Here is a 24,544-nt window from a genome sequence, read left to right on the forward strand (position 1 = left end):
TTCTTTTGTGACGTGGATCTAGAGGCACGCGCGGAGTGCATCCAGGGTGATGTCGATATCGGCCTGGCTATGGGTGGAGCTCAGGAAAAAGCGCAGGCGGGCTTGTTTTTCGGGTACCGCCGGGTAAATGATAGGCTGCACGTGGATGCCCTGCCGCAAAAGTTCGCTGGATAGGCGCACCGCATGCAGGGAGCTTCCAAAAATAACGGGTATAATGGCGATCCCTGCGCTACTGCAGGTATCCAACCCAAGGGCCCGGATTCGATCGAAGAAATATGCCCCCCGTGCCTGCAAGGTGGTTACCCGTTCCGGTTCCGCTTTCAAGAGATCCAATGCCGCCTGGGCTGCGGCCGCCACGGGTGGTGACATCCCCACACTGTACAGAAATCCCGGAGCAAGATAGCGGAGGTTTTCGATCAGGGCTTTTTCTCCGGCCACGTAGCCACCACAAGCGGCGAGCGACTTGCTCAAAGTGCCCATCCAGATATCTACTTCCCGAGGGTCGATGCCAAAGTGTTCGGCAATTCCCCGGCCACGCTGACCAACAACCCCCAGCGCGTGTGCCTCATCGATCATGAGCCACGCGCCGTAGCGTTTTTTCAGGTGAATCAAGGCGGCTAAGTCGGGGTAATCGCCGTCCATGCTATAGATCCCTTCTACCGCAATGAGCAAGCGTTCGGCGCGATGACGGTGGTTCTGTAGCAATTGTTCGAGGTCAGCCATGTCGTTGTGACGAAAGGAGAAGCGCTGCGCCCGCGAGATCTGTATGCCCATCAGGATACTGTTATGGGCGTATTCGTCATGCAGCACTATATCTCTCGGGCCCAAAAGATGTCCGATGAGACTGATGTTGGTCCCATGACCGCTGACCATGACCAGGGCGTCATCGACGCCGTAGAGTTCTGCAATGCTCCGCTCAAGGTTGCGGTGCAGGGGCCGCTCTCCCGCGACGATGCGACTGGCGGAAACCGAAGTGCCATAACGGTCAATGGCGGCCTTGGCGGCGGCATTGACCCTCGGGTGCCCGGAAAGCCCAAGGTAGTTGTAGCTGCCATAGTTGATAACCGGATGCCCGGCAATTTCGCTGTGGGCGGCCGCCGTACCCGCATGCACATGAAAGAACGGGTTCTCCACACCAAAACGCTGGGCGCCTTCCTGCAGCATGCGTACCTGGCGGAAACCAGGCTGCTGATCAAAACGGGTAAAGGCCTCGGGTACGGCGGCATCTTCCTGACGCGGCTGCGTCGTCGGCGCCGCATCTATCTGCTTTAGACGCTTCTCCAATCCCTTCTGAATGAGGCGTTCCTTGACTTGCGCGGCAAGGCTGCGATGGGGTTTGTTCATCTCAGTGGCCTCCCGTGCCGGTGCGTAGCGCAGCATCCACCTCTTGTTGGACGACGCCATGCGCCGCAGCCAGTCGCTGGAATTCGGCATCGGGAGTTTGCTCCGCCAGCGCGGCATCCGCCGTATCCCTTTTCCGCAATGTCTGCAGCAGCCGCTGGGCCAATTTGCCGGGCGTCGGTCCTTCGCTGAGCAGAAAGGCGGGTAGCTTGATCCCCAAGCGTTCCTCCAGCGCCAGTGCCAGCTCGATCCCCATCAGCGAATCGAGCCCGAGTTGACCGAGATTTTGGTCCGGCGGAATTTTTTCGACGGCTAGCCGCAAGATCTGCCCGACTTCGCGGCGCACCAGCTCCGTCAGCAACGCCTGCGCTTCGCCCAGCGGCAGCGTCTGTAGTGTGGCGCAGAGATCCGCGTCGGTCGCGTCGGCGGCGTCCTCTACCTCACGTGACAGTTCCGTAAAGCGCGGCGCTTGGGCTCCCGGCAAAAAGCGGCGTACCGCGCCCCAGTCCAGATCGGCCACCACCAGGGCGCTGGCATGCGTCAGCAGCATCGACTCCAGGACGTTGAGGGCTGTTGCCGCCCGCAGTGTCGCGCCGCCGAGCCGCTGCTGCAACACATCGCGCGTCTGCGGATTACGGGCCAGGTAACCGACATCCCCGATTGCCCCCCACAGCACCGCGGTGGCCGGTAGGCCCTGGGCCCGGCGTTGCGTGGCCAGGGCTTCCATCCAGGTGTTCGCCGCCACGTAATGGGCCTGCCCAGGGTTGCCGAGCAGGGTGGTCACCGACGAGTACAGCACGAAGAAATCCAGCGGAGCGCTCTGACTATTCTGGTGAAGATGCCATGCACCGGCGATTTTTGGGCGCAGCACGGCGTCTATCTGCGTCGCCGTCAGGTTTTGGGCGAGGGCGTCGTCAATGACGGCTGCCGCATGGATGATGCCCCGTAAGGGTCCGATCTCCGCCGCGATCCGCGCAAATAGCGCCTGTACCTGCGCACCGTCGCCGACATCGCAGGGCAGGCAGTGCAGATCGACGCCCGCCGCCGTCATCGCCATCAAAGCTTCCTGGCCAGACGCATCGGGGCGTGCGGAGCGGCTGATCAGTACCAGCCGTCGCGCGCCCCGTGTCACCAGCCATCGCGCCGTCTCCAGCCCGAAACCGGAGAGTCCGCCGGTGACCAGATAAACACCGTCGGCAGACAGACGAAGACCCGGCCCGCTCTGCCGCGAGGGCCGCGCGGCAGGGGTGAAGGGTGCTTCCATATCCACCACGATCTTGCCAATCTGCCGCGCCTGCTGCATATGCCGGAACGCCTCCACCACCCTTGCCGCAGGAAAACGGATCACCGGCAGCGTAAAGAAATCGCCTTGTGCAAAGTGTTCCATGATCTCCGTGAACAGCCGCTGCGTCAGCGCCGGTCGCGCCAGCAGCAATTGATCGGCATCGATCCCGAAATAACTCAGATTATTGCGGAAGGGACGCAGACCCATAGCGGTATTTTCGTAAAAATCACGCTTGCCCAGTTCGAGAAAACGTCCAAAAGGCCGCAACACCTGTAGATTACGGCGTATCGCCTCGCCGGAAAGGCTGTTGAGGAGCACATCGACACCGGTGCCGCCCGTATCGCGCAGAATCGCCTCGGCAAAGTCGAGGGAGCGGGAATCATAGACCCGATTTACCCCCAACAGGCGCAGAAAATCCCGCTTTTCCGGCGAACCCGCCGTCGCAAAGACTTCCGCGCCGAGTTGCTGCGCGATCTGAATCGCCGCGATACCCACACCGCCGGCACCGCCATGAATCAATACGCGTTCACCAGCCTCCAGCCGCGCCAGTTCGCGTAATGCGTACCAGGCGGTGAAGAACACCGTCGGAATCGTCACCGCCGCCGCCATGTCCATACCCGGTGGCAGTGCGGCAATGGCCGTTTCCGATGTCTGCACATGGGTACTGAAACTGGCAGGGGCAAAGCCGAGCACCGCATCCCCCGGCGCCCAGCGCGTCACCTGCCGCCCCACTGCGACAATCCGCCCGGCGAACTCGAGTCCCAGACCGGGGCCGGAGAAACCATTTTCCAGGGCTTCATCGGAAAGCATGCCCAAGGCATACATCACATCGCGGAAATTGAGCCCCGCCGCTGCCACGACCACCTCTACGGCATCGTCAGCAAGGGCCGGACACGGATGATCAGCCCATTGCAGATTGCGTAACTGGCCGGGCAGCGAAAAACCCAACTGTCGGCAGGACGAGGCCTGCATCGGGTCTGCCACCGCTGGCGAGGTCAGTTCTTGTACCCGTGGGGCATAGCGCCGGCCTTCGGCATCAAAAACCAGTTCGGTCTCCGCATCGGGATCGAGCAGCGCACCGACGACGGCCACCACCGTCGCCGCCGTGGGCGATGTCGTCCCCCAGTCGATCAGGCGCAGCGCCCATTCCGGCCACTCGTTCTGCAGGCTGCGGGCAAAGCCGCAGAGCCCCGCCGCATCCAGCGCCGCCAGATCGACTGATTGTTCATCCGCCAACGGGCAGGTTGCCCGGACACCACCCGCCGTTAGCACAAAGACGGGCGCCACAGCCGTCTGACTCACGCCCCATAAGCCCAAAGCGCGGAGTATCTGACAGGATCGTGACAACGTCGCCGGCGAGAAAGGGGTTGTCAGCGCAGGCCGCTCCAGGTAGACCACCCCCGCCCAATGCTTGTCCCCCGCGTTTTCGGCCAGGGCCGCCGTCAGTAAGGCATCAGAGTCGGCGACAATGAAATGGCACTCAGCGCCAGCCGCCGTCAGCGCCGTCCGCAGCATCACCACCCCCGGTACGTTCTCCGCTCCCGGCGTACCCACCAGCAACCAGCATCCGGCCGGGGAACGGCTTTCCGGCACCGCCACCGCCGCTGCTTTACGCAGTAATAAGGCGTACGCACCCGTGCCAGCCTCTTCCGCACCCAAGACCCTGCATCCGGCGAAACCACGGTCCTCCAGCCACTGCCGGCACTCCGCCATACCCATCAGGGACGGATCGTGTTCATCTATCGTTCGCCACCAGAGCTCCGGATGCACCCCTTGTACCAGCAAGACGCCCTCCGCAGCCACACAGTCCACGGCGCAGTCCAGCATTTGCAACTGCAAATCCTTGTCGGCCACATCCAGGCGCAACCATGCCAGATGCACCACAGGCCGGTTTTCGTCCCGCAGATGGATGGTCGTCCACGGCGCCGTCAGCGATGCCTCGGCGTCATTCAACCCTGCCTGATAGAGTGCGCAGCGGACATCTTCCCCCACGCCCGCCGCGAGTGTCGGCAACCACTCCGCCGCCGAATGGCTGATCTCCAGTATCCCCAGGCGCTGGCCCGCAGATAATTCCATCCGCAACGCGGCGACCAGCGCACTCATTCCGGCCATCATCGGTGGGGTCATGGTCTGGAGGATGGCCGGGTAAGCGGCTATCGCGATCTGCGGCCATGTGCCCGACTCGCCGCTGCCGGACCGATGCAAACCCCAGCGCCCGACCTGCAGGGTGATCGGGAAAAACTCCGGATAATCCTGCAGAAGGGTCTGCCAGATATCCGCTGCCGCGATCTCCTCGCCACTCACTGTCGCAGATTCCGCCCCATAGGCCTGCAGCAGCCCCTCCACCAGTGGCGAAAACTCTTCGATATAACGCGCCGCAGCGGTACTATCCGCCAGCGCATCGGCTAATAGCGTGTGTATGGCGGCCAGATCGAGCGAAATCCGCGCATCGGCACACTGCGCCAATGGTACCGGCGTCAGCCTGCTGTGCAGGTAGCGCAGGTGCTCGACGTCGCTGCGCAGCAAACGCACCCGGCGCAGACGCACGCCCTCACATCGTACCACCACCCGGCCTTGTCCGTCGGTCAGGCTCAGATCCGCCAACAAGGACTGTGGCGAGCGGCGCAGCAGCCGCACGGACGCCCAAAGCACGCCCTCTGCCGCCGCCAGCAAGCTCAGTCGCTCGACACGCACCGGCACATAACCCCAGCCCGCCTGTGCAGTACCCTCGGCAGCCAGCAGATTCACAAAAAGTTGCAATGCCCCATCGAGCAGTACGGGGTGCAACAAATAATCCGTGGCATCCGCTGGCGCCGGCAGCGCCAATCGCGCCAGCACGCCGTCCTCTTGCAGCCATCCCGCCTGTACCGACTGAAACGCCGGGCCATAGTGGAGACCGGCCATATCCGCCAAACGATAGTGCCGATCCGCATCAAAATCCGGGAGCCGGGAGGGTGGCGTCGAGCATTCCTGGAGCGTATCCGGTCCCGCGCCCGCATTACCCTGGCGAATCCGCCCTTTGCCGTGGAGCGTCCAGCCCTCCTGCAACAACGGGCGCGCCTGAATGGTCGCCACGCCGCCCTCATCCACGCTGACGCGCAGCACCTTACTGTCATCATCATCGAGGAGCAGCGGCGCCACGATTTCCAGATCTTCGATGACGAGATGCGCGGAGCTCCCAAAGCGTTCGCGCGCTGCCGCCAGCAGCAACTCCACGTAACCCGCTCCGGGAAAGATTATCCCGTCTCCCACCCGATGATCCGCCAGAAAAGGCAGCCGCGCCGTATCGATCTGCTGCTCCCATTCTCCGGCATGGCCAGCAAGCGGATGCCCCAGCAACGGATGCACCGGATAAGCAGTGAGCGTTCGCGCCGACTCGCTGGTGACCGTATGCCAGTGATGTTCCCGCTCCCACGGATAACGGGGCAAATCGACCACCGGGGCCGGTACCGGGTAATAGTGCTGCCAATCCGTCGCCACCCCGGCCACCCAGAGCGCGGCCGCCGCCTGCGTCAACACCTGGGCATTTTCCTCGCCACGGCGCAGCGTGGTGATGATCCGCCCATCCTGCTCTGCCGCATTCAGTGCATCCTGCACATAACCGCGCAGCACCGGATGCCCACCCAGTTCGATAAAGATATTCCATGACTGCAGCAACTCTTCCACCGCCTGCTGAAAACGCACCGGCTCGCGGATATTACGCCACCAGTACGTCGCATCCAGCGTCTCTTCGGCGAGCACCGCGCCGGTTACCGTCGACAGTAGCGGGATGCGCGTCGCCATCGGGTGCAGATCCGCCAGGCTGTCCAGCAGCGCCGCGCGGAAGCCGTCCATCTGCGGACTATGAAAGGGATAATCCACATCCAGGCGTTTATAGCCCACGCCCCGATTGCGCAATCGCCGTTCCAGTGCCGTCAATGCGTCCTGGGCGCCCACCACCGTCGACCCGCGCGGGCTGTTCCATGCGGCAATGGATACCCTGTCCGCCAGATCCCAGTCCTGCAACCAACCCATGACCGTATCCGCATTAGCCGCCACTGCCGTCATCTGCCCCAGCCCCCGCGACTGGCCCTGCAAACGACTACGCTCGTAGACCACCCGCACGGCATCAGCGAGACTCAGACCGCCGCAGGCCCATGCCGCCGCCACTTCACCAACGCTGTGCCCGGCCACCGCCACCGGCTCGATCTCCAACGCGCGCAGGCACTCCGTGATCCCCACCTGGAGCGCAAAGAGCGCCGGCTGGGCGAATTCCGTCAGCACATAGCGTCCCTCACCGAGCAGGCCCGCCAACTCATCCCGCAAAGCATAGCCCGCCAGCGGCAGGAAGATCGCGTCTATCGCCGCCAGCGTTTGCGTAAACACCGGCTCATTCAGCAGGGCCCGACCCATGCCCACCCATTGGCTGCCGTTTCCGGAATAGAGGAATACCGGACCGCGCGGCGTCTCCAGCCCTTTCCCCAGTGCCGCCGGGGGCGCATCCTCACCGGCGGCAAAAGCGCGTACATCCGCTGCCAGATCGGAGCCGTCATCACCCCAGAACAGGGCGCGCTGACCCAGTCGCTCGCTACGGAAATTCGCCTGATAGCGGCAGGCGTAATCCTGCTCCGCCACCCCCGTCAGCACCCCGGCGAAATCCGCCGCCACCTGTCGCAAAGCGGTCGGTGTCGCCGCCGACAGCAGCAGCGGCCAACGCTGCGAACGGCGCATCTTTGCGGGGGAACGTAGCCGCCGTCGGGGCTCCGCCGCCCGCTCCAGTATCACATGGGCATTGGCACCGCCGAAACCGAAGGCGTTCACCCCGACCGTCAGCGGCCCTGTAGTACGCAGCGCGCGCGCCGCAGTCACCACCTCCAGACCGAAGTCCGCCAGCGGCAGACGCGGATTCAGTCGCGTCACGCCGATCGTTGCCGGTACGATCCGCTGCTGCAAACAGTGAATGGCCTTCAACAACCCAGGCACTCCCGATGCCGTCTCCATATGCCCCAGATTGCTCTTTACCGAGCCCAGCGGCAGCGGGTTGTCGGCGCGCCGCCGGGCGCCCAGCGCGCGACCAATGGCCTCCACTTCCAGGGGGTCGCCCACCGCCGTGCCGGTACCATGCGCCTCGATATAATCGACGGCATCAGGATCAATGCCCGCCGCCGCATAAGCCGCGGTGAGCAAAGCCGCCTGCGCCGCCACTCGTGGTATGGTCAGCCCCGCCTTGTGTCCATCCGTATTGATGGCGGTATGGGCCACCACCGCCAGGATGCGATCCCCGTCGCGCAGCGCCGCCGCATGCTCCTTGAGCACGAAGACCCCGCCGCCCTCCGCGCGCACATAGCCGTCCGCCGCCGCGTCAAAAGGGCGCGAGCGGCCTTCGGCAGAAAGCATGGACGCCTTGGAAAAAATCAGAAAACCAAAAGGATGCAGATGCAGGTTGATGGCCCCGGTCAGCGCCAGATCGCTCTCACCGTGCAACAACGACTGGCAAGCCTGATGAAAAGCGACCAGTGCCGAAGAGCAGGCCGTATCCACCACCATGCTCGGCCCCTGCAGATCATAAAAATAGGACAGGCGATTCGCCGCAATGCTCGCCGTCGAACCCGTCGCCGAGTTCGTGCCGATGGCCGCCAAATCATCGGCCAAGCGGTAGCCATAATCGGTACTGGCGAGGCCGATGAAGACGCCGCAACGACTCCCGCGCAAGCGGAGAACCGGGATACCGGCATGGGCGAAAGCCTCCCAGCTCATCTCCAGCAGCAGACGTTGCTGTGGGTCCATGGCCGCCGCCTCGCGCGGGGAAATGCGAAAAAACCCCGCATCAAAGCCCCCCACATCCCCCAGCGAACCCGCCGCGAAGGTCACCGAGCTCCCTGGATGGGCCCGTGACGGATGCTCGAGCCCGTACTGCGCCCAGCGCTCCTCCGCCACCCGCGTCACCAGGTTTCGGCCCGCCAGCAAGTCCTCCCAGAAGGTGGCATCCGATGTTTGCGGTAAGCGCGACGCATAGCCAATGATCGCGATTTTTTTATTTTTCATAAACGGCTCACAAAGTTTTCGAATTCGGAAAAATGATCAGACCATCTGGGTGCCGAAAATCCGCGCAGGCGGTGCAATTGCGCCTCCCGTCGAGCACTCGCAGGTTGCGCATAATCGTGAATCGCCTCCAACCACGCGTCCCCGTCGTCCAGATCGAGGTAATCCGGCACCAAGCCCGCCACTTCGCGAAACACCGGCAACGGGCTCGTCAGCGCCGGCACACCCAAATCCATCGCCTCCAGCAGAGGTAATCCGTAGCCCTCCGCATGCGAAGGAAAGAGCATGGCGCGGGCATGGCGCAAATAATGCCCGAGCCGGGCATCGTCACAATCCGTCATCAGATGCACAACCTGTTTCAGTCGTTCGTCGGTCTTCAACTGACGGACCACCTCACCGCACATCCAGCCGATTTGCCCGATGACCAATAGATGCGGGATCTCCGCAGCGTGCCATTCGTCCAGCATGCGCTGCCACAGATGCAGCACGAACGCATGGTTTTTGCGGGGCTCCAGCGTACCCACCATCACGAAATAAGGCCCCGCTACCGCGCCAGGCGTATCCTCGCAGACCGTCCAGTGCTTTTTGGCGCCCAGCGGGATTACCGCCACCGGCGGCACCACTGCCCCGGTCTGCCGGGCATGTTCGTCGAGCATCTCCGCCGTATGCCGGGAGTTGCTGACGATCCCCTTTGCCTGCCCCAGAATCAAGCCCATTCGCCGGACATGATGTTTTGCCGCGCCCGCCTGACAAAACTGCGCGTGGGTAATGGGAATCAGGTCATGGACCATCACCAGCAAGCGCATGTTTTTACGGCGTAGCCAGCCAAGATAACTCCGCTGGTCCAGCCCGCTGTGCCCCATATTGAGCACCCAGCTCCCGGCAGGCACCGCGCGCAACGGCCATTTGAGCGAGGCCCTCAGGGTGTTCCTCAAACTGGCAGGGCGCTTACCATCTTCCCACCCCACCAACTGGTCGAAAAGCGCCACGGAAGCCGACGGGGACAAGCCTACCGCAACACCGCCCCAGATCACCATGGCCTGCGCCCGATGGTGAAAGTGCCGCACGTAGGCGAGACACACGCGATCCACCCCGGTCGGCATGCGTCCTCGCATCAGGCGGTACAGCAGGCGAGTCACATCCAGAAAAATCGGTGCATCACCAAATCCGCTCATGTGAGTTTCCTAGGGGACCACACCCGCCGTTGTCAGACCCTGAATCGGATAGACGATCTGTATGATCAGCCCCAGGAACTTCTGCAGATCGGTGATTGGCGCCGATGCCACATAAATCAGGTCATGATTCTGGATGGGGAAGGTCTGCGCGGCAAAGAGGGTGGCCGGATCGCTGAAATCAAAGCGGAATACCACCGGCACTTCGCCATTGGCGGTGAGCTGCACCGGTTTCGGCCAGTGTGGCAGCAAAGATGGCTTCTCAAAGCGAAACACAAATACCGCCTTGGCATCCGTCTGACTGCCATTGAGCCCCCCCGCCTGCGCCAAGGCCTGGGCCAGGCTGATGCCAGAGGCCTGAAAGTCCACTTCCTTGGTTTCCTTGGTGGCGCCCATCACGGTCACCTGCAAGGGTTTGTAGAGTGCCGTCAGCACATCGCCACCGCGCAAAGAAACGTCCTCACGGGGATTACGGATGATTTCTTCCAGGGGCAATTGTAGCACCTTGCCGCCGCGGGACAGTTGTATGGTTACCTTGTTGACCGGCTTGGCCACGCCACCCGCCGCCGCTATGGCCTGTAGTACGCTGACCCCGCCCGGAATCATGGGCACCATGGTGCTTTTTTTCACATTGCCCACCACCGTAATGCTCTGGGCATGATTCTTCACCAACCGTACCACCACCTGCGGATCGTGGGCCATATGAATCAGCCGATCGCGGATCTCGGCACCAATCTCATTGAGGGTTTTGCCGGTACAAGGAATTTTGCCCGCAAAAGGCATCATGATATCGCCGTCGCTCCCCACCATCTGTACAGGGATAGCCGTCATCATGGATCCCGAGAGTTTGCTCATGGAAGAAATCCCCGTGGCAAAAAGCATGGCGGGCGGTGCTTCCCAAATATACACCTGCAGCGTATCGCCGGGCCCAACGGCGTAACGGAGGGGGTTGGGATTAATGAAACCCTTCAATGAATCCAGATGAGCCTGACCAATCTCCTCTTTCATGTAATGAGACATGGCGTAATTCACATCCACCAGTTGAATCCCCGCCAGGGTTTTATTGTGTGCCACATCATCCACAGTACCCGCGCGAGGCCCGGAATACGGCATGTAAGAGGCGCAACCAGTCATGCCCATCAATAATGCAGCCATGACACCAGCGCGGATCATCCCTGTGTTTGCTTTTTTGTTCAATCTTTCTCCGCATTTAATTTGGGACCGAGGATCCGGACCAAGGCGGACGCACGCCCCAGATGCCTGATCGTGGAAACTTGTATTTTCCCGCCGACGTAATGTACCATAAAATAAACTAATAGTAGAACAGCGCATAACACTTAAATTTAAGGACGGCCAAAATCATGCAGATTATACCGACCATTCTATCCGGTGGCTCCGGCAGCCGACTCTGGCCGCTTTCCCGCAAGTCTTTCCCCAAGCCGTTTATCGCCTTGCCGGATGGCGAAACCCTCATTCAGAAAACGCTGTGCCGCATTATGCAACTGGATCTGCAAGGCCCCATACTGACCGTCACCAACCGGGATTACTACTTCCTCACCCGGGATACCTTCGCGGCTTATGCCAAACATCATGGCTGCACACTCCCAAAGGCACAGTACCTGCTGGAACCCGTCGGACGCAACACCGCCCCGGCCATGACCGCCGCCGCACACTGGGCGCAGGCAGAAGCGGGAGAAGACAGCATTCTCCTGTTTTTGCCAGCAGATCACATTATTCAGGGTGACCAGGCCTTTTCCAAGGCCGTCACGCATGCCGCAGCGTTGGCAGAAGCCGGGTATCTGGTGACTTTTGGGGTGGTGCCCACCACTGCGGAGACCGGCTATGGTTACATTCAGATGGGTGCCGCGCTGGAGCAGAACGGGCATCAGGTCGCGCGCTTTGTAGAAAAGCCCGATGCCGCAACCGCCACGAATTACCTGAGGAGCGGCGATTACCTCTGGAATTCCGGCATGTTCTGCATGCGGGCCGATGTGCTGCTGCAAGCCATGGCAGAGCACGCTCCGCAAGTGTACGCCGCCGCCACTTCTGCCTGGGACTGCAGCAGTCGTAACGGAGACAGTATCGAGTTGGACGAGGCGCTTCAGGGTGCGCCCGATCTTTCCATTGACTACGCCGTTATGGAGAAGGCCAGTAACGTCGCGGTGATCCGCGCGGAATTCGGCTGGAATGACCTGGGTGCCTGGAATGCCTACGGTGCCTTGATGGAGGTCGACGCGCATAACAACCACATGGTGGTTCGGGACAGCGTACTCGTGGACAGTACGGACTGCGTAGTACACAGCCCAGACCGGGTGACGGCATTGCTGGGGGTGCGTGATCTGCTGATCGTAGACACTCCGGATGCCCTGCTGGTCGCCGACAAAAGTCGCGACCAGGACGTCAAGCGCATCGTGGAAACCCTCCGCTCGCGTCGCCACGCCGCCGTCGACACGCATGTTACCTGCTATCGTCCCTGGGGCAGTTATACGGTGCTGGAGGAAGGTGATCATTTCAAAATCAAACGCATCGTGGTCAAGCCCAAAGAAAAGCTCTCCTTGCAGATGCATCATCATCGCAGTGAACACTGGATTGTGGTGACCGGTACCGCGCTCATCCATGTGGGCGGTGAAGAACGCTTGATCATGACCAATGCGTCCACCTTTATCCCGGCAGGAGAAACCCATCGTCTCAGTAACCCAGGCGTCATAGACCTGCACCTGATCGAGGTGCAAAGTGGCGCCTATCTGGGCGAAGATGATATCGTGCGTTTTGAAGATATCTATGGGCGGGCGCTACCCGATGCGCAAAGTGGATCAGCTCCGATAGCCAAGCAATAAAAGGAACATCTGTGCTGCAATCCATCTGGAACCGGGTCAAGAACCTCAATAAACTGTTTATCTACGTGGTGCTGCTGCCGACGGGGTTAGCCATCCTGTACTTCGGTTTGATTGCCTCACCGGTGTACATCAGTGAATCTTCTTTCGTGGTCTACAGCCCCAGCCAGCAGGTCAGCAGTTCCGGCCTCGCCAGCCTGCTGAGCGGGCTGGGTGGCAGCAACTCCACCAGCGCGGCAGAAACCATCCATGCATATGTGGAGTCCTGGGATGCCATGATGGCCCTCAACAAAGCTTACGATCTCAAAAAAGTCTATGGTGGCGATAATATCGACATCTTCGACCGCTTCGGCGGCGTATTCTTCCCCCATAGCAGCTATGTCAAGCTCTTGCGCTATTACCAGTCCATGGTCACCGACAAACTGGACAGTACCAACGGTATCAGCAAGCTCAAAGCGCGCGCCTACGGTGCAGAAGATGCGCGTAAGATCAACGCCTTCCTGCTGCAAAAAAGTCAGGATATCGTCAATCGGCTCAACGAAAGGGCAAGATCTAAAGGGGTTTACTACGCGCGGAAAGACGTCACCTCCGCCGAGCAAAAGCTGCGGGATGCCACCATAGCGCTTGCCAATTACCGCAACCGGCACGGCGTTTTCAGCCCGCCCGCCCAATCGGCTTTGCAACTGGGCATGGTTTCCAAGCTCCAGGATCACCTCATCACCGAAAAAACCCAGCTTGATGCCATCCGCGCGCACGCCCCCAGTAACCCGCAGATACCGGTGCTACAAAGCTCCATAAAGGCGCTCCAGGGCGAGATACAGACGGAAAACGCCAAGGTCACCGGCTCCAAACAATCGCTGGCCAGCAAAGACACCGAGTATGAGCGACTGAACGTCAACCAGCTTCTCGCGCAGAAACTGCTGGAAGCGGCGGTGACCTCCCTGGAGCAGGCGCGCCTTACGGCACAGAAGCAGGAGCTGTATCTGGAGACCATCAGCAGGCCGAATTTGCCCGACGCGCCACAGGAGCCGAAACGCTTTGAAGATGTGCTGGGCATATTACTGGTGTCGCTGATGATCTGGGGCGTGCTGAGCATCTTGCTCGCAGGGGTTCGGGAGCACCATGCCCGCTAACAACAACCTGACATTTTGGGATCAATTGCGGTTACAGGGGCGGGTGATTTGGGCACTCACCTTAAGGGAGACGGTCACCCGATTCGGGCGTGAAGGTCTGGGCATGCTGTGGATGATTGCAGAACCGGCGATGTTTGTCGTCGGAGTGATAATTATCTTTTCGTTTATTGACGCCGGATACCCTTATGGCATCAGCATTGCAGAATGGCTTGCTGTGAGCTATCCCACATTGTTGTTCTGGAGAAATGGTACAGGCAGGGTGACCAAAGCAATAGAGGGGAACCGATCTTTGCTGCACCATCAGCCTATCCGGCCTATGGACATTATTTATGCCAGAATATTTCTGGAGTTCGCCAGCGGAATGGCGGTATTTCTGTTTCTTTTTCCTATATTTATCGCAGTGGGAATATGTCATTTACCAAACAACCTCCTAATCATGGCAGTTGGCTATTTGTTAATCATCTGGTTTTCGTTCGGTTTTGTGCTTATTATGGCGGGGCTTGCAGAACTCAGTGAAACAATCGAAAAGACATCTCATATCATCCTGTATTTAATGCTGCCGTTTTGCGGAGTTTTTATTCCCACATTCATGGTGCCAGAACCATATCGGGGTTATTTGCTCTATTTTCCATTGATTGATGCGGTGGATTATTTTCATCACGGATATTTTGGTGCTTCTGTCCCAAGTTACTATCACTTACGATATACTATAACTGCATTAATAGGGTTAACGCTACTAGGTATTGCCATTTCAAATTTGGCTATCCGTAAGGTTAAATCAGGGTAGCTGTTCACCAGTGGCACGATTACAGTAAACAGTAGATTTTAAACAAGGAAAATGATATGTGGCAAGGTGATAGAGCTATAAACATTCGGCAATTGCTAGACGCTGATTGTGAGCATTTTATTCCATTTGCTTATGCAAGTCTGTTGAATAGGCGGCCGGATCCTACAGGGTTAATTCATTATACATATAGATTGCATAATAGAGCTAGCAGGGAGCTTGTTATTGCCGAGATACTGAATTCTCAAGAGTATGCGCGATTAGACGCTGCATGCCAGACACCAGGGAGCAAAAAACTGCTTAAAGCATACAAGATATTGCGAGTGATACCTCTTGGAAAAATGAAGTGGTCATTGCTTCCGTCTTTTGGCCATAAACATGCAAAAAAAACTTCTTTTGATTGGGTGGGATGGGCAAGTGAATTTATACTAAATGATGACTTGCTTGTAGATGGGATAAAAGATTTATACAAAGGCATTCTTGATGTCGATGTTGATGAGGAGACTCTTTATAAGGCCAGAGTGCAAATAAAGAAAGGTAGTTTGCTGGAACTATTTCTGAATGTAATTGACATATCAGAATATAAAATATATTGCAGCAACGATATGGGAGCCTTGGTTTTGCCAAATGATTCGCCGCGCAATTTTCTTTATCGCGAGCAAATAAATATGCATAATTTTACGAAGGCAATCGGTAACCGTCCAGATCTATACGTTGTAATTCCTAGTTTTGAGGATTCGATTTTTTTAAATAAATGCATAATTTCATTACAAAAGTATGGCCAGCATCTTTTGACAAAAATAATAATATCAGATGATTGCAGCACAACTGCTGAGCACTCTAATTACTTGTCGCACCTAAAGTCTAAAAACCATAATTATAAAATTCCAATCGATGTGGTGCTAAGCGACATCAACACTGGATTCTCAGCGAATGTTAATCGTGGTCTTTTAAAGGTTCCTAGTAACGCCGACGTGTTACTATTAAATAGTGACACTGAAATCACCGAATATTCAATATCTGCTCTTTGCGCAATTGGCAGGCAAAATGGAGGAGTCGCTGGTGCTCGTCTGCTGTATCCTGATATGAAAATTCAGCATGGTGGCGGATTTAGAAATTTTAATGCACCAGAGTGGTTCGAGCATAGATACCGCATGCGCGATCGATTTCATCCTCCTGCATTAACCTCTTACAATGCTTTATACTGCACAGCAGCTGCGCTTTATATTCCATGGGAAACGCGTAGAGTTGTAGGAGTTTTCGACGAGAAGTTTTCTATGGGATTTGAAGATGTAGATTACTGCCTTCGTGTCTGGAAATGTGGGCTACCAGTTAATTATGTTGGTTCATCAGAAATTATTCACCATGAATCAGTTACAAGAGGAAAACAACTGGGTGAAAGAGAGGATTCGTCGAAAAAATATTTTTGGCTTAAATATGATTCCTTCTTTACTCGTAAAGTTACAGATGGCAATGGACGAATTAAAGTAATATTTGTCACTAAGGACACAGGGGTTGGTGGCGGCCATCGTGTAATTTATAGGTTTGCTGGATACTTAGCAAGTTTGTCAGAACAGTTTTCTGTTGAAATATGGTGCCTTGACACCAAACCTGATTGGTTCGAATTGAATCATTTTGTTAACTTTCGCACTTATAATAGTTTTAGCTCTTTAGAAAATGATTTGAAGCATGTAGATGCTATTAAAATAGCAACGTGGTGGGAAACAGCAGAATATGTCTGGAGATCGTCATTATTTTCAGGTTTGCCTGTTTGGCTATCTTTAGATATTGAAAGCTCCTATTATAAAGGCAGAGATACGTTCAATGAGATGCGTGCACTTGCGTCGTATGCGCCTGAATTTATTTATATTGCTTGTTACAAGTGGTTGGCTGCACATCTTGTTGAAAAATTCTATTTCAATTCTAATTACGTAGGATTGGGAGTTGACAAGGAGACTTTTAATCGTACTTCTTCGCCAAGACGTAAGCGATCAATTCTTGTTTGTGCTAGGGGTGAACCACTCAAAGGGTACCAACTATCACGAGATATCATTAAAAAATTATCGGAATTTTATTTCAATATTACAGTCTATGGTAATGATATTGCATTGGTTCCAAGCGCGCACAATATAAGTTTTATTTACAAGCCAGACAATCATGATTTGTGCCGTTTGTATAACACCCATGAGTTTTTTCTGCAGACTTCCATACATGAAGGTTTAAGCCTCCCTCCCCTCGAAGCGATGTCGTGCGGATGTATACCCGTTGTAACAGAAGCCTTTGGTAATCGTGAATACATTAAGGATGGTTATAACTGTATTGTTATCCCTCGTAATGTTGATGCGGCAGTTGATGCTATTACTCAAAGCACTTATGACGATATTTACCCAACATTAGAGCATGGCATGAGTATAACTTTAGGTTTGTACGACTGGTCAAAAAGCTTTGAAGCATTTCGTCAATTGTTGACTAAGATAAGTCATGAGCCAATATATGGGAAAACAAAATTTTAATATTAACGCGTCAGATCACCCGCTAATTGCAGCGAAACAGGCAAGTGGTGGTCCATGGGGACGACCTGTAGTTTTCTGCTTTCTTATTTGGCGGGCCTGTTATTTTTATGGTTTTTATGGAAATCTTGTTTGTAACTGCGCAGCATGCTTCATGTCTGGCAGGATATACATTTCCGTTGTCTTGTATCGCGAGTGATATTTAATAATGCCGAATAATGACATTTTTGATAAATTAATAATATCATCCCCCAATGGCGGGGGATTATACTTTATCTGCGAAGGTAATCCTGTAAAACTAGACAATTTTTATTCTACAGGATTAAGTGTAAATGGAAGAAAGTTGATTCGTGGTTTTCAAGACTCTGGTGTTACAATCTATGATCAGTCAAATGTTCATGAAATCGATAACAAGGTGATGGGTTTTGACGATGTTCACGATGTGCTGATTGACGGCGAATTTTATTACCTAGTTGGAACGTCGGGAAATGAGGTGGTTAAAGTTTCAGCGTTTGGAAAAGAGCTTCAGCGCTGGGTATTCCCTGGTGAAATTGATTCTATGCATATTAATTGTCTGGCAAAATGGAATGGGGCTATCGTTTTTTCTGCTTTCGGCGATTTTAGCATTGGCTATGATTATAAAGGGAAGTCTCTTGGATCAGGTTTCGTTCAGGATCTACATAGCGGTCAGCGGTTGATAACCGATCTTTCGCAGCCACATAGCCTTGTTTCTGTAAATGACAACTTAATTTTAGCAAACTCTGAGACTATGGAAATAGTTGAATACGGGCCATCTTGTACTGTTTTACGAAGAAAGCAATTTGATGGATATACGCGCGGTATTTGTGTTCTTGGTGATATTGTCTATGTTGGTTTGAGTCGCTCTAGAAATGTTGAACATTCTGGCGTTGATAACGCGTGCGTTCTGGCAATCGAAAAAACTTCTTGGAATGAAATTTGGCGATTGCAATTGCCGTGCTCTGAGATTTATCAGATTCAGTCCTTGGGTGGCCAAAATGATTCAATTTATTTGCTGACAAGTATTGTGTCGGCATCTTCATCAAAGTCACAAAAAGCACTTGCGGTTCGGGATTGTCAGATTGCTGATCTTACTCAAGCCGTCTCGGATCGGGACGGCGAGATTGCTAGCTTGAGTCAGTTCATATCAGAGCGAGACGGGCAGATTGTCGGCCTTACTCAAGCCGTCTCGGATCGGGACGGCGAGATTGCTAGCTTGAGTCAGTTCATATCAGAGCGAGATGGGCAGATTGTCGGCCTTACTCAAGCCGTCTCGGATCGGGACGGCGAGATTGCTAGCTTGAGTCAGTTCATATCAGAGCGAGACGGGCAGATTGTCGGCCTTACTCAAGCCGTCTCGGATCGGGACGGCGAGATTGCTAGCTTGAGTCAGTTCATATCAGAGCGAGATGGGCAGATTGTCGGCCTTACTCAAGCCGTCTCGGATCGGGACGGCGAGATTGCTAGCTTGAGTCAGTTCATATCAGAGCGAGACGGGCAGATTGTCGGCCTTACTCAAGCCGTCTCGGATCGGGACGGCGAGATTGCTAGCTTGAGTCAGTCAATAACAGATATTACGAACTCTCTTTTCTGGAGAGCTACTTTCCCAGCAAGGTGGGGGCTTTCGCTTTTTAAACGTAAGCCTCTAACTGAGGTACCCTGAATCATTTCGGGCCGAAGCGGTCAAATTGATTTTGACACAGGGTCTCACCTTGCAAGAGGCCGCCCAGCGCATTACGGTGCCAAGGGGCACGTTGGCAGGATGGGTGGCCGCGCGCGTGGTGGGAGGGCGGTGGGCGCCCTTGGGGCGCGTACTGTGGCAGAGTTGGGGGTGGAAAAATAAACAGCTCCGCAAGGAACTGGCACAAATGCGGATGGAGCGGGATATCGTAAAAAAAGCGGCTGCGTACTTTGCCAGGGAATCGTTGCAAGGTACGCGCTTATGATGGCGTGGCGAAGCCAATACCCCATAACAGTCATGGCCAGTGTGTTCGAGGTTTCCCGGAGCGGCTTTCACGCCTGACTGAAGCGACCGCCGTCGAAGCATCACCAGAAAGATGAGCGTCTGAAAGTGGCTGTTCGCGCAGCGCATGAGAAAACCCGGAGGACTTATGGCGCCAAAAGATTACACAAAGAACTACAAGAGGAAGGCTTTGTTATTGGACGCGGGCGGGAGATGGGCATTCACTGCATACAACGCCGCCCCGTCAAAATCACCACGCAATCGGACCATGATTCCCCTGTGGCGCCAAATCTGCTGGACCAGCACTTTGACGTGCAGGGACCTGATGCCGTCTGGCATGTGGACATCACCTATATCTCTACAGCAGAAGACTGGCTCTATCTCACTGGCATCAAAGACCAATGCATTTGTGAAATTGTGGGATATGCCATGGGTGCGAGGATGACCCAGGAACTGGCCATGAATGATCTGATTCTTACCAATATCACCAAAACCTTCCCCATCCATCACGGTCACGATAAGCGCGTCGTGCTGGATGGTGTGTCGCTTCGTGTGTGTCCTGGAGAGCGCTGGGGCATCATGGGTCCCAATGGTGCAGGCAAGTCCACCATCATTCAGATTATTAGTGGATCTCTCACGCCCGATTCAGGCACCGTGCACCGGGGAATGAATGTTTCCTGGCCCATAGCCTTTGGTGGGGCATTCCACAGTAGTCTGACGGGGCGGGACAATGCTCGACTTATTGCCAGGTTATACGGTGTGGACGTGGATGAGACCGTGGCGGGGGTGGAGGCCTTCGCGGAACTTGGGGCCTATCTGGATGAGCCCGTCAAGACCTATTCCTCGGGCATGAATTCCCGTCTGAGCTTCGCCCTGAGTATGGCCATCGATTTCGATTGCTTTTTGGTGGACGAGGTCATCTCCGTGGGCGATATCCGCTTTAATCGCAAATGTGAAGAAGAACTGCGAAGCCGGGAGAACAAGGCGATGGTGTTGGTCTCTCACCATCTGGATATTATCCGCAACAACTGTGATCACGTGGCCTTTTTGCAGCATGGCAAGCTGCACTTTTTCGATTCGGTTGACGAAGCCATCTGCACCTATGAGCAGATGTGACCGGGAACTTTAGGTACTTTTGGGCTGGTACCGTGAAACTTGACGAAAGCGGTGCATTGTATTAACGTTTATACAAACTGGATTGCCATTGGAAAGCAGGAGCACTGTCATGACCATCACGACCATATCCAGCCGCGAGTTCAATCAAGACACTGGTCGCGCCAAGAAGGCCGCGACCGCCGGGCCAGTGTTTATCACAGACCGCGGCAAACCTGCCCATGTGCTCATCAGTATTGAGGATTATCAACGGCTCACGGGCCAACACCGGAACATCATTGAAGCCCTATCCATGCCAGGCCTTTCAGATATCGAGGTTGAATTTCCCCGATTGCGCGAACTCGCACGTTCGGCTGATTTTTCATAATGTTCCTGTTGGACACCAACGTTATTTCCGAGTTGCGCAAGGCCGGCGACGGCAAGGCTAATGCTAATGTCGTTGCCTGGCTTTCCAGCGTGGATGCCGCAGCTTTTTATCTCTCCACGGTCACAATTATGGAGCTTGAGCTCGGCATTTTGCGGATCGAGCGGCGCGATCCGGCCCAAGGAGCCATGCTGCGATCCTGGATGGATGGTTATATCCTCCCTGAATTCTCGGAACGCACCTTTTCAATCGACACACGTGTGGCGTTGCGCTGCGCCCGTCTGCATGTGCCTGACCCTCGTTCTGACAGGGATGCGCTGATCGCGGCAACCGCGTTGGTGTATGGCATGACGGTTGTCACCCGGAACTTGGCCGACTTTGAGCCAACCGGCGTTCCGCTATTGAACCCATGGGATGTACTCATGAGTGAAAAACATAAAGCCAAATAATTGGGTATTTCTCAAATGCGCATGAAACACTACTGGCCTTTTGCGATCCGACTGGAGCCTGCCCTGCTTGCACTCTCGGATGGTGATTTTGTAGAAGCGCTCTATCAGCGTCACCTCGGTCGTGTTGCCGATGGCCACGGCAAGGCGCATTACCTGCACTTGTTGCAGCACGGATGGACGCGACCTAGGGTGCTGCGGGACTTTAAGCGCGCACCGGAGGCCCGGCGTTATGCTCGGCATCAAAAGCACCGCGATTTTCTGAAAACGATTTTGCGCCCGGAGCAGTCCCCCTTGCTGCCTGATGAACTGCGCCGATGTCCGCCACAAAACCCCCGCACCGCACTGCTCGGAACCTGTCTTGCCGAGAGCTTGCTGCAGGTGGCCCTGGATATGGGCTGGTCCATGCGGCATTACCTCATGGATTCGGGCTTGCAGGAGGTGGATCGACAGATCGTTGCCGATGCTTTTGATGTGGTCCTTGTCAATCTCACCCTGCGGACCCTCCTCAGCATGTCGGTAGAAGCAGGCGACGGCGATCTTTTTCATCTGCGCCTAGAGCTGGATATGGGGCAGATTCAGGCGCAGGCTGTCCTCAACGTGCAGCAGGTGGTGGATCATATATTAGCCGCCATTCCACCGGGTTTGCCGGTGTTCTTTGTGTCTCTGCTGGAGCCTCCTCCGCAGGTGGCGGGCGTGCTGGGACGTAACCGTCAGGGTTCCCTGTATGGCCTGGTCAGAGGCCTCAACGATGCCCTGGAGGACCATCTGGCCGCGTCGCCGCGGGGCTATTATCTGGAAATCAACGATATCCGCCAGTATTACGGCGATGCCAGTGCGTACGACGGTTATCTGTCCCACTATACCCATAATGGCTTGTCGCCGTTGAGCGTGCAGGGCGAATGGATAGGTCGGGATATTCTGGAGCGCCTGGAAGGCGCCATGCGGGTATTGCGCGCGGAGGACCCCGTCAAAGTGATCATCACCGACCTGGATAATACCCTTTGGCGCGGCGTCTTGGCAGAAGAGGACGAGATCGTCCCCTGGCAGCATACCGAAGGCTGGCCGCTGGGCTATGCCGAGGCCCTGCTGGAGTGCAAGCGGCGTGGGATATTGCTGGCCATCTGCAGCAAGAACGATGAGGGACCGACCCGCGAGCGGTTCCAGCAGTTGTGGGGCCAGCGCTTGCGTCTGGAAGATTTTTGCTCCGTGCAGATCAACTGGCAGCCCAAATCCCAAAACATCGCTCAGATTTTGCGCACAACCAACATTCTGCCCGATCATGCCCTGTTCATCGATGACCACCCCCTGGAGATCGAAGAGGTGCGCCGGGCTTTTCCGCGGATGCGCTTTTTGACGGGGGCACCCGAGCGCTGGCGACATGTCTTGCTCTATGCCCCCGAAACCCAGGTGGCGCGCGTGAGCGAGGAATCCGCCCTTCGCACCGATTCGATCCAGGCCAAAGCGGCGCGGGAGTCAGTGGCGCCGAGTATGGATCGGGACGCCTGGCTGCAGTCTTTGGAGCTGACTCTGCGTTTTGACCGCATTGTCGATGGCGGGCACTCCCGTTATGCCCGCGCTCTGGAACTGCTGAACAGGACCAATCAGTTCAATACCACCGGCCAGCGCTGGAGCGATGCGGAATTGCGGGACTGGCTGGCTTCTGGCGGCTGGTTGCTGGCAGCGCGCGCCGAAGATCGCTTTGCCAATCATGGCCTCGTTGCTTTGGCCCTGTTGCGCGACCATGGGATTGAGCAGGTGGTGCTATCCTGCCGGGTATTTAGTCTGGGTATCGAAAGTGCTTTATTGGTCGAAGCGTTGCGACATCTGCGGGAGGGCGGGCACGCGGATTTTGTGGGGCATTTCACCGCCACCGCCCGCAATGACGCCTGTCGCGACTTCTGGTCCGCCCACGGCTTTACCCAGGATGCAGAGAGTGCTTTGTGGCGGGGTTCGGTGGTGCCCGACGCTCCAACATGGATTCGATTGGGGGGCGGGTGACGGAATGCATCGTGCTGAACCCAATGTCAGCCGCACCCTGAATAAACCCGTCCATCTTTCTATGTCCGGTAACCCCCCTGCACGTCATCGGATAACGGTGACATGAACGCCTGGCACTTTCGCCCAGATCCGGTCTGCGGTCAGTATCGGAATGTGCAAACGTTTTCCGAGCGCCAGACAGGCCCGATCAGCCAGCGATAACCCAAAGGGTCTGGTCAACGGCCGAAGTCGTGCAATCTCCATGCTGTCCTCGATGGTCAGGGGCAGCACGTCCAGGGTATTCCCCAGAATGCCGCGCTTTTCTAGCTCAGCGGCCAGTGTTTCCGGGGCAATGCCGGTTTCCATGGCTTTTGACAGGACTTCCGCCCAGTTCACCGTGCCGATGGCGCTCCCCGCGGCGAGCGATTTTTCCACGGCCTCCGCACCCGGTTCTTCGTTGAGATAGGCCAGCAAGGCCGAGGCGTCGAGTACCGATTTATTCATGTTCCGCTTCGATGCGTCGTTCGGCGATCAGCTCATCCGCCAAGTGCCGATCCCTCGTGGTGTCAGGAGCCAATTCACGTAATAGGCCGCGGCCCCTGCGAGCCGATTCTGCAGGGCTGATCAAGCGCAGCATCCCATCTTCGTGCATCGTCATGATCAACGTGCTTCCCTGTTCAATGCCCAGTTGGTGACGAATGCCGACGGGCAGTACCAAGCGTCCGCGCTGGTCCACATGAACGGTGTATTGATGGGTATCCATATTTGTTCCCCCTAATTATGTCAGACCCATTTTATCCATGTTGCCCACCAGAAGGGAAGTCTCCCTCCCGGAGGTGTGGTTTAGGGCGCAGAGGAACGAAAAACCCCCGCGCGTGCGCTGATTTGCGGGTCGTCGCTTTCCGGTTGCACTTTGTATTTTTAATACGTACAGTCAGAGCCGTTAATGTACATCTGGAGGGGCATGATGAATGCGACACAGCTTAGGGCGAATCTTTTTGTGGTGCTGCGTCGGGTACTCAGTACCGGCAAGCCAGAAGAAATTGAGTGGAAGGGGCGGCACGTGCAGATCGTCCCACGCGATCCCATGCCCGTTTTAGGAAAGCTCGCGCGCCTCCGGCCCCATCCCGAAGCCTTGCGGGGCGACCCGGAAAGCATCGTTCATCTGGACTGGTCGTCGGAGTGGCAGGGCGGTGATGACAGTCGCCTATCTTGATAGCCATGCTCTGGTCTGGCTCTACGCCGGCGTGGTGGAGCGATTCGCGGCAGCGAGTCAGCGTGTTATCGAGACCCACGACCTGCTGGTGTCTCCTATGGCCTTGCTGGAGATTCAGTATCTGTGCGAGAAGGGTGTCGTGACGGTAACGCCGGACACGTTATTTGCCGAGTTGGCGCAGACCATAGGGCTTGCGGTATGCACCATCCCCTTTGCGATGATCAGCAGGTCGGCCTTTGCGCTGAGTTGGACACGCGACCCTTTTGACCGGCTCATCGTCGCTCAGGCGATGGTGTATGGACGGCCGTTAGTGAGCAAAGATCGGCTGATTGCGCAGTATTACCCTCACACCGTTTGGTAGCGA

18 protein-coding genes are annotated in these 24,544 nt (G+C 56.3%); 12 read left to right on the forward strand and 6 right to left on the reverse strand.

Annotated elements, in window-relative coordinates; all coding sequences use genetic code 11:
- Window positions 1–18: 18 nt before the first annotated feature.
- The 4 genes from H2515_RS02750 to H2515_RS02765 are packed head-to-tail and all read right to left on the reverse strand — an operon-like array spanning window position 19 to window position 11,016.
- Window positions 19–1,434 (reverse strand): aminotransferase class I/II-fold pyridoxal phosphate-dependent enzyme, encoded by a 1,416-nt coding sequence (locus tag H2515_RS02750; protein WP_232821511.1) that lies wholly within the window; start codon window positions 1,432–1,434, stop codon window positions 19–21.
- Window positions 1,346–8,650 (reverse strand): type I polyketide synthase, encoded by a 7,305-nt coding sequence (locus H2515_RS02755; protein ID WP_198660871.1) that lies wholly within the window; start codon window positions 8,648–8,650, stop codon window positions 1,346–1,348. Before H2515_RS02755 ends, H2515_RS02750 begins: the two co-directional genes overlap by 89 nt.
- Entirely contained in the window at window positions 8,647–9,822 is a 1,176-nt protein-coding gene (locus tag H2515_RS02760) for a glycosyltransferase family 4 protein (protein WP_198660872.1), read from the reverse strand. The genes H2515_RS02755 and H2515_RS02760 overlap by 4 nt, the downstream gene beginning before the upstream one ends.
- Window positions 9,823–9,831: 9 nt before the next feature.
- The gene (locus H2515_RS02765) at window positions 9,832–11,016 is read right to left on the reverse strand and encodes a polysaccharide biosynthesis/export family protein (protein WP_232821512.1); all 1,185 of its coding nucleotides are present in this window, start codon (window positions 11,014–11,016) and stop codon (window positions 9,832–9,834) included.
- 164 nt (window positions 11,017–11,180) lie between these two features.
- On the opposite strand from H2515_RS02765, the gene H2515_RS02770 reads away from it, so the two are divergent.
- From H2515_RS02770 to H2515_RS02815, 10 genes are all read left to right on the forward strand, one after another.
- Entirely contained in the window at window positions 11,181–12,656 is a 1,476-nt protein-coding gene (locus H2515_RS02770) for a mannose-1-phosphate guanylyltransferase/mannose-6-phosphate isomerase (RefSeq protein WP_198660873.1), read from the forward strand.
- Window positions 12,657–12,667: 11 nt separating this feature from the next.
- Window positions 12,668–13,786 carry a capsule biosynthesis protein gene (locus H2515_RS02775; protein WP_198660874.1) on the forward strand — a complete coding sequence of 373 codons (1,119 nt, stop codon included), beginning with the start codon at window positions 12,668–12,670 and terminating at the stop codon, window positions 13,784–13,786.
- On the forward strand, window positions 13,776–14,573 hold the full coding sequence (locus tag H2515_RS02780; RefSeq protein ID WP_198660875.1) for an ABC transporter permease: 798 nt from the start codon (window positions 13,776–13,778) through the stop codon (window positions 14,571–14,573). The genes H2515_RS02775 and H2515_RS02780 overlap by 11 nt, the downstream gene beginning before the upstream one ends.
- 56 nt (window positions 14,574–14,629) lie before the next feature.
- Window positions 14,630–17,083 carry a glycosyltransferase gene (locus tag H2515_RS02785; RefSeq protein WP_198660876.1) on the forward strand — a complete coding sequence of 818 codons (2,454 nt, stop codon included), beginning with the start codon at window positions 14,630–14,632 and terminating at the stop codon, window positions 17,081–17,083.
- A 205-nt stretch (window positions 17,084–17,288) separates the two neighbouring features.
- Window positions 17,289–18,761, forward strand: coding sequence for a DUF4915 domain-containing protein (locus H2515_RS02790; RefSeq protein ID WP_198660877.1), 1,473 nt, complete (start codon window positions 17,289–17,291; stop codon window positions 18,759–18,761).
- Between the two features lie 25 nt (window positions 18,762–18,786).
- Window positions 18,787–19,044, forward strand: a complete 258-nt coding sequence (locus tag H2515_RS02795) for a hypothetical protein (RefSeq protein WP_198660878.1) — start codon at window positions 18,787–18,789, stop codon at window positions 19,042–19,044.
- A gap of 119 nt (window positions 19,045–19,163) precedes the next feature.
- Window positions 19,164–20,177, forward strand: coding sequence for an ATP-binding cassette domain-containing protein (locus tag H2515_RS02800; RefSeq protein ID WP_332873305.1), 1,014 nt, complete (start codon window positions 19,164–19,166; stop codon window positions 20,175–20,177).
- A 109-nt stretch (window positions 20,178–20,286) separates the two neighbouring features.
- Window positions 20,287–20,541, forward strand: a complete 255-nt coding sequence (locus H2515_RS02805; protein ID WP_198660879.1) for a type II toxin-antitoxin system Phd/YefM family antitoxin — start codon at window positions 20,287–20,289, stop codon at window positions 20,539–20,541.
- Complete coding sequence (locus H2515_RS02810; RefSeq protein WP_232821514.1) at window positions 20,541–20,987, forward strand: type II toxin-antitoxin system VapC family toxin; 447 nt, start codon at window positions 20,541–20,543, stop codon at window positions 20,985–20,987. Before H2515_RS02805 ends, H2515_RS02810 begins: the two co-directional genes overlap by 1 nt.
- A 15-nt stretch (window positions 20,988–21,002) precedes the next feature.
- A complete protein-coding gene (locus H2515_RS02815; RefSeq protein ID WP_232821515.1) occupies window positions 21,003–22,985 on the forward strand; it encodes an HAD-IIIC family phosphatase in 1,983 nt (660 codons plus the stop codon).
- 84 nt (window positions 22,986–23,069) lie between these two features.
- Here the strand turns inward: H2515_RS02815 and H2515_RS02820 are convergent, their stop codons facing one another.
- Window positions 23,070–23,468 (reverse strand): type II toxin-antitoxin system VapC family toxin, encoded by a 399-nt coding sequence (locus H2515_RS02820; protein ID WP_198660881.1) that lies wholly within the window; start codon window positions 23,466–23,468, stop codon window positions 23,070–23,072.
- Window positions 23,461–23,727 (reverse strand): AbrB/MazE/SpoVT family DNA-binding domain-containing protein, encoded by a 267-nt coding sequence (locus H2515_RS02825; RefSeq protein WP_198660882.1) that lies wholly within the window; start codon window positions 23,725–23,727, stop codon window positions 23,461–23,463. Before H2515_RS02825 ends, H2515_RS02820 begins: the two co-directional genes overlap by 8 nt.
- Before the next feature lie 201 nt (window positions 23,728–23,928).
- Between H2515_RS02825 and H2515_RS02830 the strand changes: the two genes are divergently transcribed.
- On the forward strand, window positions 23,929–24,180 hold the full coding sequence (locus tag H2515_RS02830) for a hypothetical protein (RefSeq protein ID WP_065412819.1): 252 nt from the start codon (window positions 23,929–23,931) through the stop codon (window positions 24,178–24,180).
- Window positions 24,161–24,541 carry a type II toxin-antitoxin system VapC family toxin gene (locus tag H2515_RS02835; protein WP_198660883.1) on the forward strand — a complete coding sequence of 127 codons (381 nt, stop codon included), beginning with the start codon at window positions 24,161–24,163 and terminating at the stop codon, window positions 24,539–24,541. The genes H2515_RS02830 and H2515_RS02835 overlap by 20 nt, the downstream gene beginning before the upstream one ends.
- Window positions 24,542–24,544 lie beyond the last annotated feature (3 nt).

This window comes from Acidithiobacillus ferrivorans, from assembly GCF_016250455.1.
Lineage (GTDB): Bacteria > Pseudomonadota > Gammaproteobacteria > Acidithiobacillales > Acidithiobacillaceae > Acidithiobacillus > Acidithiobacillus ferrivorans.

Bases quoted from the DNA above. Each gene is read 5' to 3' on its own strand.
- H2515_RS02750 (WP_232821511.1), bottom strand. From the start codon at position 1,434: ATGCCGAATTCCAGCGACTGGCTGCGGCGCATGGCGTCGTCCAACAAG.
- H2515_RS02755 (WP_198660871.1), bottom strand. From the start codon at position 8,650: ATGAAAAATAAAAAAATCGCGATCATTGGCTATGCGTCGCGCTTACCG.
- H2515_RS02760 (WP_198660872.1), bottom strand. From the start codon at position 9,822: ATGAGCGGATTTGGTGATGCACCGATTTTTCTGGATGTGACTCGCCTG.
- H2515_RS02770 (WP_198660873.1), top strand. From the start codon at position 11,181: ATGCAGATTATACCGACCATTCTATCCGGTGGCTCCGGCAGCCGACTC.
- H2515_RS02780 (WP_198660875.1), top strand. From the start codon at position 13,776: ATGCCCGCTAACAACAACCTGACATTTTGGGATCAATTGCGGTTACAG.
- H2515_RS02785 (WP_198660876.1), top strand. From the start codon at position 14,630: ATGTGGCAAGGTGATAGAGCTATAAACATTCGGCAATTGCTAGACGCT.
- H2515_RS02790 (WP_198660877.1), top strand. From the start codon at position 17,289: ATGCCGAATAATGACATTTTTGATAAATTAATAATATCATCCCCCAAT.
- H2515_RS02805 (WP_198660879.1), top strand. From the start codon at position 20,287: ATGACCATCACGACCATATCCAGCCGCGAGTTCAATCAAGACACTGGT.
- H2515_RS02810 (WP_232821514.1), top strand. From the start codon at position 20,541: ATGTTCCTGTTGGACACCAACGTTATTTCCGAGTTGCGCAAGGCCGGC.
- H2515_RS02815 (WP_232821515.1), top strand. From the start codon at position 21,003: ATGCGCATGAAACACTACTGGCCTTTTGCGATCCGACTGGAGCCTGCC.
- H2515_RS02820 (WP_198660881.1), bottom strand. From the start codon at position 23,468: ATGAATAAATCGGTACTCGACGCCTCGGCCTTGCTGGCCTATCTCAAC.
- H2515_RS02825 (WP_198660882.1), bottom strand. From the start codon at position 23,727: ATGGATACCCATCAATACACCGTTCATGTGGACCAGCGCGGACGCTTG.
- H2515_RS02830 (WP_065412819.1), top strand. From the start codon at position 23,929: ATGATGAATGCGACACAGCTTAGGGCGAATCTTTTTGTGGTGCTGCGT.
- H2515_RS02835 (WP_198660883.1), top strand. From the start codon at position 24,161: ATGACAGTCGCCTATCTTGATAGCCATGCTCTGGTCTGGCTCTACGCC.